This is a genomic window from Gelidimonas diazotrophica (assembly GCF_055694025.1).
In genome coordinates this window covers 2,556,046-2,569,135 of sequence record NZ_CM146349.1, presented here as the reverse complement: position 1 = coordinate 2,569,135, position 13,090 = coordinate 2,556,046, and the positions used below count along the sequence as shown (strand labels likewise).

The window sequence follows — 13,090 nt, the reverse complement described above, 5'->3', positions numbered from 1 at the left end:
AGATTCCCTAGTTCTGGTAGAAACCATCGGTCGGGGCGGCATGATTACGCTGAATCGGCCGCAGCAGATGAATGCCATCAACCATGCATTGATGGATGCTTTGGGGTGTGCGCTGCTGGCGATCAAGGAGTCGGTCAACCGTGCTTACGAGTCGTCGCTGTCCGAAGGCATCGGATTCGAACGGCGTCAGCTGCATGCGCGCTTTGCCAGCGCTGACGCACACGAAGGCATGGCCGCTTTTCTCAATAAACGCAAGCCGGTGTTCCAACACCGCTGACGCCCCACCACCACTTACGAATGGATCATCCATCATGTCACTAGATAACGAATCCTTTGAGCTCTTGCTCGCCACCGTCCAGCGCTTCATCCACGAGCGTTTGGTGCCTGCTGAAAACATCGTGGAGGAACTCGACGAGGTGCCTGCAGATATCGTCGAGGACATGAAAACGATGGGCTTGTTCGGCCTGTCCATCCCCGAAGAATACGGCGGCATTGGCCTGTCGATGAGTCAGGAGTGCCAGGTGGCCTTCGAGCTGGGGCAGACCGCGCTGGCATTTCGTTCGGTGTTCGGCACCAATGTGGGCATCGGCTCGCAGGGTATTTTGATGGATGGTACCGAAGCGCAAAAGCATGAATTTTTGCCGCGTGTGGCCAGTGGTGAATTGATTATGTCGTTTGCGCTCACGGAGCCTGATGCAGGGTCCGATGCGGCCGCGCTGAATACCAAAGCCGATCTGGATGGCGACTTCTATGTGCTCAATGGCGTCAAACGGTTTATTACGAACGCGCCGCGTGCCGGCGCATTTACGCTGATGGCGCGCACCGGTGGTGCTGGTGCCAGTGGCATTTCATCGTTCATCGTGCCGTCCAATCTGCCCGGTCTCAGCCTCGGCAAGGCTGACAAGAAGATGGGCCAGCGCGGCACCAAGACTTGCGACGTTATTCTGGAGAACGTGCGGGTCCCGGCCGCCAATATCATTGGCGGCGTGCCCGGCAAAGGCTTCAAGACTGCAATGAAAGTACTCGACCGTGGACGCTTGCATGTGTCGGCGCTGTCCTGTGGCGTAGCGCAACGGGTACTGAACGAGTCGGTGGCCTACGCCCGGGAGCGCAAACAATTCGGCCAGCGCATCGGCGACTTCCAGCTAGTCCAGGCCATGCTGGCTGACAGCCAGGCCGAACTGTACGCCGGGTGGTCCATGGTGCAGGACTGCGCCAAACGCTATGACGCCAAACCAGAGGGTCAAAGCGATCCGGATGTCAGCATGCGCGCTTCGTGCTCCAAGATGTTCTGCACCGAAATGGTCGGTCGTGTGGCTGATCGCGGCGTTCAAGTGCATGGCGGCGCAGGCTATATCAACGAATACGCGGTAGAGCGTTTCTACCGTGATGTGCGGCTATTGCGCTTGTACGAGGGCACTACGCAGATACAGCAACTCATCATCGGCCGCGAGTTGATGCGGCGCGACTGAGCTGTTTTTTCCCCTTTTATTATTGAAAGACTGTGATGACCATAAGTCCCAACCGTGCATCCTTCCAGTGTTTGGCGTCATACGCCATCTGGTCAACCTGGAAGTGGTCAACACCCATGAGGGCACACATGATGTGCATGCGCTGATTCTGGGACGTGCCATATTAGTCCCCGTCAAATGCGTGGTCGACTACAACACTCAAGGTTTGGATCAAGTCGGACAACAGCGGTGTCGAGATCGCCAACGTCAAGATGCGCATGAACTCGTTTGACGAGATTGCTATCGAAGAGGCCGCGCGCCTGAAGGAAAAGGGCGTGGCGAGCGAAGCCATTGCCGTTTCCGGAATCCGATACGTTTCTTAAAAAAATAGGGGGTATCATAATTTTTATGGCATCTTGCGCATATATTTATTGGTTATACAAAATATACCAAATACAGTATTTGGAATGCGTTTAACGCTCACTTGATCCTGCTTATCGGGAACATATTAGGAACACATCATGGCCGTACTCATCATTGCTGAACACGACAACGCTTCGTTAAAAGGAAGTGCACTGCATACCGGCAGCGAATTCCATATCCTGGTGGCGGATTTGTTCGTCGCAGTGCCGGAACTGGTTGGCGCACTATGAGCGCGAGTGAGGTTCTGTTGGAGCCGATAGTCCATACCGAGCGTGATGGTGACGTGCTCGTTGTTATCATCAACAACCCTCCGGTCAACGCCGGTTCGCTTGAAGTCCGACGCGGCCTGCTGCAGGCCATTGCCACTTTGCAGACGACGCCCGATCTGCTTGCAGGAGTGCTGATCGGCGCGGGGAGCACTTTCATTGCTGGTTCGGACTTGCGCGAATTTGGCAAACCACTGGCGGTGCCGGAGCTACCGACCGTCATCGCGGCCATCGAGACTTGCTCCAAGCCGGTTGTGGCTGCGCTGCACGGCGCTGCGTTGGGCGGTGGTTTCGAGCTGGCGCTGGGTTGTGACGGGCGTGTCGCGGCGGTCAATACCGTAGTCGGCCTGCCCGAAGTGAGGTTGGGCATCATTCCGGGCGCGGGCGGCACCCAGCGTGTGCCGCGGCGTGTCGGCGTGGCGCGTGCGATACAAATAATTTGTAGCGGCGAGCGTATTTCTAGTGGCAAAGCGCTGGAGTTGGGCCTCGTGGACGACGTGGTGAGTACCGACCTGCGGGCTGCTGCCATCGCCTATGCCCGCTCACTGGCTGGACGCAAGTGCCGCATCCGCGATGCGTCGGTACCTTCGGACGATTTGGCAATCATTGAATCTGCCGTGCAATCCGCCTTGCGTACCGGCAAGCGCCGCCCTGCGGTCATGGCTGCGATTGAGGCGATTCGGGCCGCAGTTCAATTGCCTTTTGACGATGCGCTGGCAAACGAACGTTCGGCATTTCAGCAGTTTCGGATTTCGCGCGAAGCCTTCGCGCTGCGCCATCAATTTTTTGCCGAGCGCGAAGCGATGAAGCTGCCGAAGGCGCTTCAGGCAACGCCCCGGCCTGTGCAAACGGTCGCCATCATCGGTGCCGGCACCATGGGCTCTGGCATCGCCATCAGCGTCCTCGACGCTGGCATGGACGTGCTGCTGGTGGAACAGGATGAAGCCGCGTTGCAGCGCGGCAGCGAGCGCATCCGCGAGCACTACAAAAACCGCGTGGACAGCGGCAAGCTCAAGGCGGCCCAGGCGGCGGCCAACGAATCCCGCCTTACGCCGACTACCGACTGGGAACAGCTACGCCGCGCCGATCTGATCATTGAAGCCGTGTTCGAAGAGATGGCGGTCAAGCATGCGGTCTTTGCCAAGATCGACGCCCATGCGCGTGCGGGTGCCGTGCTCGCCACCAATACCTCCTACCTGGATGTGGACGCCATCGCCCAAGCGACATCCCGCCCCCAGGATGTGCTGGGTCTGCACTTCTTCAGCCCGGCCAACATCATGAAACTGCTGGAAGTGGTGCGTGGTGAGCAGACCGCACCGGATGTGCTGGCTACCGGCATGGATCTGGCCAAGCGCTTGGGCAAGCAGCCGGTGGTAACGGGCAACGCCTTCGGCTTCATTGGCAACCGCATCTACAACGCCTATCGAAAGCAATGCGAGTTCATGCTCGAAGATGGTGCCTGGCCCGAACAAATTGACGCTGCGCTACAGGCTTTTGGCTTCGCCATGGGGCCGTTTTCCGTGGCCGACCTGTCCGGCCTGGATATTGCCTGGCGCATGCGCCGCGCCCAAGCGGCCACCCGCAACCCCGATGAACGCTATGTCGCGATCCTTGATCACCTGTGCGAGCAGGGGCGATTTGGTCAGAAGGCCGGCGCTGGCTACTACATCTACCCGGAGGGCAAGCGATCCGCAACCACCGACCAGACGGTGCGCGGCATCATCGAACAGGCCTCCACCCAGCGCGGTATCGGACGTCGTTTGCTGCGTGATGTGGAGATACAGCGCCGCGCACTGTTGGCCATGGTCAATGAGGCTGCGTTGTTGTTGGTCGAAGGCGTGGCAAGTCGCGCTACCGATATTGACGTGGTGATGGTGCAAGGCTACGGCTTCCCGCGCTGGGAAGGCGGACCAGTGTTCTGGGCTCGCCAGCAGGGTGCGGCCGCGCTGCAGACCGGTATGGATGAACTGGCCAGATGCAGCGGCGGCAGCTTTGCGCAAGGAAACCTGGCCGTACTGATGGACTGACCGCACAGTGCACAAAAATATCTCTCTCAAATTCCAAGGAGTCACAGCATGAACCAAGCCTACATCTGCGATGCCATCCGCACACCATTTGGCCGCTACGGCGGCGCACTCTCTAGCGTGCGCACCGACGACCTGGGTGCGATTCCACTCAAAGCCCTGATGGAACGCAATCCCAACGTGGACTGGCTGGCCGTGACTGACGTGATCTATGGCTGTGCCAACCAAGCCGGCGAAGACAATCGCAACGTTGCCCGCATGGTCAGCCTGTTGGCCGGATTGCCATTCGAGGTGCCGGGCGTCACGCTCAACCGCCTGTGTGGCTCAAGTCTGGATGCGGTTGGCACAGCCGCGCGTGCGATCAAGAGCGGCGAGGCGCAGATGATGATTGCCGGCGGTGTGGAAAGTATGAGTCGTGCACCGTTCGTCATGCCTAAGGCAGAGACCGCCTTTGGCCGCGCCAACGCAATTTATGACACCACCATCGGTTGGCGCTTCATCAACAAACTGATGAAGGCCAGGTATGGAGTGGACTCCATGCCTGAAACGGCCGAAAACGTCGCCACCGAATACAAGATCGAGCGCGAGGCACAGGACCGCATGGCCCTGGCCAGCCAGCGCAATGCCGTTGCTGCGCAACAGGCCGGCCATCTGGCGCGCGAGATCGTGCCAGTGATCATTCCGCAGAAGAAGGGTGAGCCCGTCATCGTGAGTCAGGACGAGTACCCACGCGCAACCAGCCTGGAGACGCTCGCCAAACTCAAAGGCGTGGTGCGGCCCGATGGCACGGTGACCGCCGGCAACGCCAGCGGCGTAAATGATGGCGCGTGCGCGTTGCTGCTTGCCAACGAGCACGCGGCTGTGCGCAATGGTCTGGTGCCCAAGGCCCGGATAGTTGGCATGGCAGTTGCGGGTGTGCCGCCGCGCATCATGGGCATCGGCCCGGCACCGGCCACGCAGAAGGTGCTGGCCCTCACCGGCCTCACCCTTGATCAGATCGACGTCATCGAGCTCAACGAAGCCTTTGCCGCGCAGGGTTTGGCGGTGCTGCGCTTGCTCGGCCTGCGGGACGACGACCAGCGCGTCAACGCCTGGGGCGGCGCGATTGCGCTGGGTCATCCGCTCGGCGCCAGCGGCGCGCGCCTGGTCACCACCGCCGTGAACCGGCTACACGCCAGCGGCGGGCGTTACGCTCTGTGCACCATGTGCATCGGCGTGGGGCAGGGCATTGCCGTGGTGCTGGAGCGGGTGTGAGCCAGGCATCACAGCCTGCATTGCGAGGGGCGCAAAATAATAATGAATACGGAAATTTCCGGTGACACAGATCGGCGGCGCAACCGTTCGCGTCATCACGGTTCCATGGATTCTGATCTGGGTCAGCCGCAGTCTGTGGTTTGGGGCAAAACGCATTGGTGGCAACAGGGGATAGATGCAGTTATTACTGCTCGAAAAAACCGCTGAATACATGTTTGCTCAGTTTCAAATGCAGGCCATTACACACAATTATTCCTTGGGCTTAAACTGTTTCGTGAACTGCAGCCTTAGCTTAGATAACTCTTTAATTTTTCAATTAAAAGGAATCAGCATGTCAGCACACATCTCCAACGTTCGTACCGAATTCGATCAGGAAATCATCGATATCGTCGATTACGTCATGCATTACAAAGTCGACTCCAACATTGCATACACCACTGCGCGCAACTGCCTGATCGACACGCTCGGCTGCGGCCTGGAAGCGCTGGAATATCCGGCCTGCACCAAATTGATGGGGCCGATCGTGCCGGGTACCTTGGTGCCAAATGGCGCCAAGGTACCCGGTACCCAATTCCAGCTCGACCCGGTGCAAGCCGCGTTCAACATCGGCGCAATGATCCGCTGGCTCGACTTCAACGATACCTGGCTGGCGGCCGAATGGGGCCACCCGTCGGACAACCTGGGCGGAATCCTCGCCACCGCCGACTGGCTGTCGCGCAATGCGGTGGCCGCCGGCAAACAACCGCTGCTGATGAAAGAGGTGCTGACTGCGATGATCAAGGCGCATGAGATCCAAGGCTGCATCGCGCTGGAAAATTCGTTCAACAAGGTAGGCCTCGACCATGTGGTGCTGGTAAAGGTCGCGTCCACCGCGGTGGTGGCGGCAATGATGGGCCTGACCCGCGAAGAAATCCTGAACGCGGTGTCGCTGGCCTGGGTCGATGGCCAATCGCTGCGTACCTATCGCCACTCGCCGAATACCGGCTCGCGCAAATCGTGGGCCGCCGGCGACGCCACCTCGCGCGCGGTGCGCCTGGCCTTGATGGCGAAGACCGGCGAAATGGGTTACCCATCGGCGCTTTCCGCCAAGACCTGGGGTTTCTACGATGTGTTGTTCAAAGGAAACAAGTTCAAGTTCCAGCGCCCATACGGTTCTTACGTGATGGAAAACGTGCTGTTCAAGATTGCGTTCCCGGCCGAATTCCACTCGCAAACCGCGGTGGAAGCGGCGATGACGCTGCATGGTCAACTGGCGCAAGCCGGCAAATCGGTCGCAGACATCAAGCAGATCACGATACGCACCCACGAAGCCTGCATCCGCATCATCGACAAGAAAGGCCCGCTCGACAACCCGGCTGACCGCGATCATTGCATCCAGTACATGGTTGCGGTGCCACTGATCTTCGGTCGTCTGACTGCCGGCGATTATGAAGACAGCGTTGCCGTCGATGCTCGCATCGACCTGCTGCGCGACCAGATCGTGTGCGTCGAAGACCCCGCTTTCACTGCCGATTATCATGATCCTGACAAGCGTTCGATTGCCAATGCATTGACGGTCGAATTCAAGGACGGCAGCAAGTTTGATGAAGTTGTCGTTGCATACCCGATCGGCCATGCGCGTCGCCGTATCGATGGTATCCCGCTGCTGGAAGCCAAGTTCAAGACCAACCTGGCACGCCGATTCCCGGCCAAGCAGCAAAAGACCATCCTCGATGCATCGCTCGACCAGGCCGCACTGGAAGCGATGCCGGTGCATGAATATGTTGATCTTTACGTTATCTGATTTACCTAAAAAATGTCTGCTCATTGGCGTGTTCGAAATGGATTTTGCTTCGCCTGCAGAAAAAATGATGCTCAATATGCTGGCCGCTGTGGCTAAGATCGAGCTGGATTTTCTGGCGGAGCGCACCCAGCCCGGCTTGACCAGAGCCAAAACTGAAGGCAAGACGCTCGGCCGCCCAACCAAGACAACTGCCAACGCGTTGATATCCTCGACAGGCGCAACCAGGACACCAGCGTAAGTGCCTTGTCTCGGACTTATGGCGTATCGCGGGCCAGCATCATGCGGGTGACGTGCAACTTATGAGCCAAAAATCATCAAAGGGAATTTCAGAAATGAAAAGCCCGCGAACCTTGTGGTTGCGGGCTTCTGAATTGGTGCTGGTATGTTTCCCGACCGCCAGCCCCGGTAGTGCCGCCTATTGTTATTGTTTTATGTATAACGTCTCCGATTGCTTGCCAAGATTGCTAATTCAATCTTCCAAGCCCAGGCATGCAAGTCGTTATGGTAGCGACTTGATGTGGTTGCATATTGACATCTAGCAATATTCGTTAAAAATTACCTGCTGTGAGGTAGGACTATGTGATGGGAAGTAAGTGTGTTGCCAATCGTACTAATTGTTCAATACATTTATATCTCGTGTAATCACGGTGGGAATGGTTTTCATTGGCGTTTTGAGCTCGCCCCCGATGGCGGGGCAAAAGTGACCCAGGAGGACACCGGCCGTGATGCCGACGAGGACTTGGATGTATAGCGTAGAAGCAACGTCTTAATGCGTTGCGCGTTCATGCGCGTCTCATCCAGATGAATCGAAATAATCTCGCCGGCTTCGTTTGGCTGGCTTGTTCAGCGATATTGCGAGCGGCTGTTACTCAGCCAGCTTGACCATCTCACGATACAAATCAGCCTTGCCTTCGAAGCCGATACCCGGTAGTTCTGGCAGGAGAATATGACCGTTGTCGACCACGACGCCATCCGGGAAGCCACCGTAAGGCTGGAACAGGTCGGGATAGGATTCATTGCCGCCGAGGCCAAGGCCGGCTGCGATGTTGAGCGACATCTGATGGCCGCCATGGGGAATGCAGCGTTTCGGTGACCAACCGTGCTCACGCAGCATGTCCAGCGTGCGCAAGTATTCAACCAGACCGTAGCTCAGGGCGCAATCGAACTGCAGCCAGTCGCGGTCCGCGCGCATGCCGCCGTAACGAATCAGATTGCGTGCGTCCTGCATGGAGAACAGATCCTCGCCGGTCGCCATCGGATTCTTGTAATAATTGCGCAGCGTCGCCTGGAGCTCGAAGTCGAGCGGATCACCCGGCTCTTCGTACCAGAACAGGTCGTACTGTGAGAGCGCCTTGGCGTAGGCCACGGCGGTATCGAGGTCGAAGCGGCCGTTGGCATCGACCGCCAGCTTCTGGCCGTCCTGCAGCACGCTGAGCACAGAATCAATGCGGCGCAAATCCTCGTCGAGCGAGGCACCGCCAATTTTCTTCTTGACCACCGTGTAGCCGCGGTCGATGTAACTGCGCATTTCGTCCTTCAGCTTGTCGTGGCTCTGGCCCGGGTAATAATAGCCGCCGGCTGCATAGACAAAGATCTTCCGGTCTGGCGTGCCATTACCATAGCGATCGGCCAGCAACTGGAACAGGGGCTTCCCTTCGATCTTGGCAACTGCGTCCCAGACCGCCATGTCGATGGTGCCGATCGCGACCGAACGCTCTCCGTGGCCGCCCGGCTTCTCATTGGTGAACATGCAGTTCCAGATTTTGTGCGGGTCGAGGTTGGCACCACTGTCGTCGATCAGGCTTGCAGGGTCCGCTTCTAGCACACGCGGAATGAAGCGTTCACGCATCAACTTGCCTTGGCCGTAGCGGCCGTTCGAATTAAAGCCATAGCCGATCACTGGTTTGCCATCGCGGATGACGTCGGTCACTACCGCGACCAAGCTCAACGTCATTTTGCTGAAGTCGATGTAGGCGTTGCGGATTGGGGAACTGATAGGTACAGTTTTTTCGCGGATTTCAACGATTCTCATGAAGTGTCTTTTAGGGTTATGGACGAGGCTGGTTTTGCAGTGCATGTGCCAAGCTTACTCTTCAAACATGAAGATATAATTCACCTCAATTGAAACCATTATTAACTTCAAGTGAAAATTGAAACTGCACCAGACTTGTCGTTCTTTGTGCTGCTTGCCAAGCTGGGCAGTATGTCGGCAACTGCGCGCCAACTCGGCCTTACGCCGCCGGCCGTCACAAAGCGCCTGATGATGATGGAGCAGCGCCTTGGCGTGCGCCTGGTCAACCGCACTACGCGCCGCATCAGCCTGACAAGCGAGGGTGAGAGCTACTTGGCCCAGGCGACGCAGATCCTGGGCAGCATCCGCGATATGGAGGAATCTGTGTCAAGCGGACGAGTCGCTCCGAAAGGCTTGTTACGGGTGAACGGCACTCCGGGGTTTGGTCGCACCCGAATTGCGCCCTTGGTGTCGCGGTTCGCGCACGCTCATCCAGAAGTCGAAGTAGAACTGCAGTTGACCGACCGGCCGATCAGTCTGGTCGAGGAGGCCTACGACCTTGCGATCCGTTTTGGCGAACTGCCTGACACGCGACTCAGTGCACGCAAGCTCATGTCGAACCGGCGTTTCTTGTGCGCCTCGCCAGCGTATTTGAAAAAAGCAGGCGAGCCGCAGACACCTGCCGAGTTGCATCGCCACCGTTGCATACTTCACCGACAGAACGATGATGTGTACGGCACTTGGAGACTCGAAAAGGGCCGCAAGGTTGAACTGGTCAAGGTAAGGGGCGCTGTATCGAGCAACGACGGCGACGTTGTAATGAATTGGGCTTTGGATGGCCACGGCATCGTGCAACGCTCCGAATGGGACGTAGCAAAATACCTCGCTAGCGGTCGTCTCAAGGAGGTAATGCCGGGATATTCGCTGCCGCCGGCCGACTTGTATGTATATTATTTAAGCCGGCGCAATCTGCCGGCGAAGGTGCGCGCGTTCATTGATTTCCTAGTGGTCGAATTTAGCTGCTGAGAGACTTTCTTGAATAATTTGTTCTTGCCAAAATTGGGCGTGCGCCAAGAGTTACGGCTGACGCGGTGTCCGCGTGACGTCTCTGAAAACTAGCACTCTTTAGCGTCTACCGCGTTTCTATCCATGTCGCGTCACCTAGTTGTTACGGCTCGCGTTTGACGCGTTTTTCGATTTAAATTAATTGCAAATGAAAAGCCGCTCGTGCTCACGGTAACGTTGCAGCACGCCATCGCCATTACAACGGTGTAGGTCACGGATCGCAAAGGTGCGCCGCGAACCTGCTACAAGTCCTGAGCGTGCTGGCCGATAGTGGCTACACGGGGCCGCCGCTGCCCAGTCAGTGGGCAGATGACTTCGAAAGCAGATTGTGACGACTACCCCAATGATGATGAAGCCGATACCCACCATTGCAGGAGAGCGTTGTTGCACGGATACCGTTATTCTCGGGGGAGGGGGAGCCCTCGACCAGACCGATATCCGTGCAACAACACCGATGGCTTGGTATGGTGGAGCGCACAGGTCTAATGCCTATACGTGTCAATGTAGAAGTTTACAACCCTTCCATGTGCCGCTACTTACGAGGTCCTGCAACACCTCCCTACACAGCGTGATGACCGTGGTAGTTGCCGGAGATACAGGAAGGGTATTGCTAGAGCATAGATACACATCGCGCGCAAAGCCTGCTCCGATCGAATGCATTTCAATTTGCTGATTCAAAATTTCTTCATGGGCCGCCGAGTAAGGCAGAATCGTCGCTGCAAATCCGGCCCGGACCGCTGGAATCAAGATGGCCGAAGTGCTGGCCTCGCCAAATAAATTGAAGTTCAGATTAGACTTTAAGAACGCGTGCTCCAGCCGGGAGCGCAAGGTGTTGGGTGCACTCGGCAGAATCAGAGGAAATTCGGCGATTTTTTTAAAGGAAACTGCCCTCGTCCCGGGGACAACACCCGGATAGGTCATTAAATACAGCTCTTCGCGGAACAACGGAAAAAAACTCATGTCCTTGGGTTTCTGAGGATCTGGCACCAGCGAAAAATCCACGCGCCCATGCCTCACCAGCGAAGTCAGATCGGCGCTGGGAACGTCGACGATCTCCAAAACGATGGAGGGATAGCGCTCTTTAACACAGCGCATCAAACGCAGTGCCAGCAGCTTGGCGGTACTGGATGGCATGCCAACCGAGACGTTGCCTGTCACGTCGCCTTCTTTTTTCGAAAGCAGGATGCGGGTATTGTCGACTTGGCGCAGGATGGTCTTGGCATGCCGGTACAGCAAATCACCTTGTTGCGTCGCCTGGATGCCGCGCGAGCTGCGGCTCAGCAGCGCTACTCCCAATTCGTCTTCCAGCAACGTGATTTGCTGGCTTAATGCCGGTTGCGCAATGTGCAGCCCTTCGGCGGCGCGCGTCATATTCTGCGCTTCCACGATCTTGACGAAATAATTCAGCTGTTTCAGGTTCAAGTGGATCTCCTGGGCTATCGCAATGGGACACCTTCCGATGCGTCTCCAGTTTTGGCCATAAGATAATCTTATGCAATGGTCAGAAAACAGTATTTCAAACTATCTAGATTACTGCCTAGAATCCTTGAAAAGACATAAAAGACTAATCTAGGAGACAAGCTAACATGAAACTACCCCTTTCCGGCATCAAGGTACTCGACCTGACCCGTGCATTGTCCGGACCATTTTGCTCCATGATCCTGGCAGATCTGGGAGCCGAAGTCATCAAGGTAGAACCCACTCCGAACGGCGACATGATCCGTCAGTGGGGACCGTTCGATCAAGACATAAGCGTTTATTATCTTAGTGCCAACCGCAACAAAAAAGGTATCGGTGTCGATTTCCGTCAAACGGAAGGGCTGGCGCTGATTAAAGAGCTGGCGTTGAAGTCGGATATTGTGGTCGAAAACTTCAAAGTGGGCACCATGGCGGCCATGGGTTTGGGCTACGAAGAACTTTGCGCTGTCCGCCCCGAACTGATTTACGGCTCCATCTCCGGTTTTGGCAGCACCGGTCCAGCGCGCGACTGGCCCGGTTTTGACCAGATTGCGCAAGGCTATTCGGGCTTCATGAGCCTGACCGGAACACCGGAATCTGGCCCTACCCGCGTTGGTACTGCGATCGGCGACCTCACCGCCGGCATGTGGGTAGCGATTGGCGTGCTGGCCGCGTATATAGAGCGCCAGCGCAGCGGTCTTGGCCAGCATGTGGAAACTTCGTTGCTGGCCAGCCTGCTCGGTTTGCTCAGCGTCCAGGGCCAGCGTTATCTGAGCGTCGGCGATATCCCGCAGCCTTGCGGTAATGTGCATCCGGTCATCGCGCCTTACGGCACCTTCGATACCGCCGACGGTCCGCTCAATCTGGCGCCGGCCACCCAGGACATGTGGGTTCGCCTGTGCGAAGTGCTGGGGTTGCAGTTGTTGACGACAGACCCGCGCTTCAAGACCAATGCCGAGCGCATGCAAAACCGCTTGGTGCTGAAAGAATTGCTGGAAACCAGCCTGGGCAAGAAGACCCGCATGGAATGGACGCCTTTGATGATCAAGGCTGGCATTCCTGCCGGGCCGATCAATACGCTCGAAGATGTATTTGTCGACGAACAGGTCATCGCCTGCAAGCTCGTCGAGACGGTCGACCATCCGTTGCTGGGGATGCTGAAGCAAGTGGCCTTGCCGATCAAGATGCCTGGAACCGCGCAGGGTTCGGTGCGCAGCGCACCCCCGTTGTTTGGCCAGCATACCGAAGAAGTATTGGCAGCTTACGGCCTGTCGCCGGAAGCGATACGGGAATTAATAATAAAAAAAGTGGTATACCAAAGCAGTTGAACGCCGCGAGTGCGACGACGGATAAGT

General features: G+C 57.1%; 10 protein-coding genes and 2 pseudogenes. 10 read left to right on the top strand and 2 right to left on the bottom strand.

The features are described from left to right. Positions 1-109: 109 nt before the first annotated feature. The 8 genes and pseudogenes from KGFNPO_RS11935 to KGFNPO_RS11900 all read left to right on the top strand — a co-directional run. A pseudogene (locus tag KGFNPO_RS11935) lies at positions 110-277 on the top strand (enoyl-CoA hydratase-related protein); the annotation flags it as partial. A gap of 34 nt (positions 278-311) precedes the next feature. After that, complete coding sequence (locus KGFNPO_RS11930) at positions 312-1,472, top strand: acyl-CoA dehydrogenase family protein (RefSeq protein ID WP_472631491.1); 1,161 nt, start codon at positions 312-314, stop codon at positions 1,470-1,472. 160 nt (positions 1,473-1,632) lie between these two features. Then, a pseudogene (locus KGFNPO_RS11925) lies at positions 1,633-1,813 on the top strand (electron transfer flavoprotein subunit beta/FixA family protein); the annotation flags it as partial. A 159-nt stretch (positions 1,814-1,972) separates the two neighbouring features. Beyond that, the gene (locus KGFNPO_RS11920) at positions 1,973-2,104 is read left to right on the top strand and encodes a hypothetical protein (protein WP_472634549.1); all 132 of its coding nucleotides are present in this window, start codon (positions 1,973-1,975) and stop codon (positions 2,102-2,104) included. Next, positions 2,101-4,167 carry a 3-hydroxyacyl-CoA dehydrogenase NAD-binding domain-containing protein gene (locus KGFNPO_RS11915; RefSeq protein ID WP_472631490.1) on the top strand — a complete coding sequence of 689 codons (2,067 nt, stop codon included), beginning with the start codon at positions 2,101-2,103 and terminating at the stop codon, positions 4,165-4,167. Before KGFNPO_RS11920 ends, KGFNPO_RS11915 begins: the two co-directional genes overlap by 4 nt. Before the next feature lie 48 nt (positions 4,168-4,215). Further along, positions 4,216-5,418, top strand: a complete 1,203-nt coding sequence (gene pcaF / locus KGFNPO_RS11910) for a 3-oxoadipyl-CoA thiolase (RefSeq protein ID WP_472631489.1) — start codon at positions 4,216-4,218, stop codon at positions 5,416-5,418. Positions 5,419-5,749: 331 nt separating this feature from the next. Beyond that, on the top strand, positions 5,750-7,201 hold the full coding sequence (locus tag KGFNPO_RS11905) for a bifunctional 2-methylcitrate dehydratase/aconitate hydratase (protein WP_472631488.1): 1,452 nt from the start codon (positions 5,750-5,752) through the stop codon (positions 7,199-7,201). Positions 7,202-7,265: 64 nt separating this feature from the next. Further along, a complete protein-coding gene (locus KGFNPO_RS11900; protein ID WP_472631487.1) occupies positions 7,266-7,439 on the top strand; it encodes a hypothetical protein in 174 nt (57 codons plus the stop codon). 627 nt (positions 7,440-8,066) lie between these two features. Here the strand turns inward: KGFNPO_RS11900 and KGFNPO_RS11895 are convergent. Then, positions 8,067-9,233, bottom strand: a complete 1,167-nt coding sequence (locus KGFNPO_RS11895; RefSeq protein WP_472631486.1) for a mandelate racemase/muconate lactonizing enzyme family protein — start codon at positions 9,231-9,233, stop codon at positions 8,067-8,069. A gap of 111 nt (positions 9,234-9,344) precedes the next feature. On the opposite strand from KGFNPO_RS11895, the gene KGFNPO_RS11890 reads away from it, so the two are divergent. After that, on the top strand, positions 9,345-10,238 hold the full coding sequence (locus tag KGFNPO_RS11890) for a LysR family transcriptional regulator (RefSeq protein WP_472631485.1): 894 nt from the start codon (positions 9,345-9,347) through the stop codon (positions 10,236-10,238). Between the two features lie 537 nt (positions 10,239-10,775). Here the strand turns inward: KGFNPO_RS11890 and KGFNPO_RS11885 are convergent. Next, positions 10,776-11,699, bottom strand: coding sequence for a LysR substrate-binding domain-containing protein (locus tag KGFNPO_RS11885; RefSeq protein WP_472631484.1), 924 nt, complete (start codon positions 11,697-11,699; stop codon positions 10,776-10,778). A 164-nt stretch (positions 11,700-11,863) separates the two neighbouring features. Here KGFNPO_RS11885 and KGFNPO_RS11880 point away from each other — a divergent pair, with 164 nt between their 5' ends. After that, positions 11,864-13,063 (top strand): CaiB/BaiF CoA transferase family protein, encoded by a 1,200-nt coding sequence (locus tag KGFNPO_RS11880; protein WP_472631483.1) that lies wholly within the window; start codon positions 11,864-11,866, stop codon positions 13,061-13,063. The last annotated feature ends 27 nt before the right edge of the window (positions 13,064-13,090 follow it).

Excerpts from the sequence above, each read along its gene's own strand:
- KGFNPO_RS11920 (WP_472634549.1), top strand. The coding sequence starts at position 1,973 with ATGGCCGTACTCATCATTGCTGAACACGACAACGCTTCGTTAAAAGGA.
- KGFNPO_RS11900 (WP_472631487.1), top strand. The coding sequence starts at position 7,266 with ATGATGCTCAATATGCTGGCCGCTGTGGCTAAGATCGAGCTGGATTTT.
- KGFNPO_RS11915 (WP_472631490.1), top strand. The coding sequence starts at position 2,101 with ATGAGCGCGAGTGAGGTTCTGTTGGAGCCGATAGTCCATACCGAGCGT.
- KGFNPO_RS11880 (WP_472631483.1), top strand. The coding sequence starts at position 11,864 with ATGAAACTACCCCTTTCCGGCATCAAGGTACTCGACCTGACCCGTGCA.
- KGFNPO_RS11905 (WP_472631488.1), top strand. The coding sequence starts at position 5,750 with ATGTCAGCACACATCTCCAACGTTCGTACCGAATTCGATCAGGAAATC.
- KGFNPO_RS11930 (WP_472631491.1), top strand. The coding sequence starts at position 312 with ATGTCACTAGATAACGAATCCTTTGAGCTCTTGCTCGCCACCGTCCAG.
- KGFNPO_RS11895 (WP_472631486.1), bottom strand. The coding sequence starts at position 9,233 with ATGAGAATCGTTGAAATCCGCGAAAAAACTGTACCTATCAGTTCCCCA.
- pcaF (WP_472631489.1), top strand. The coding sequence starts at position 4,216 with ATGAACCAAGCCTACATCTGCGATGCCATCCGCACACCATTTGGCCGC.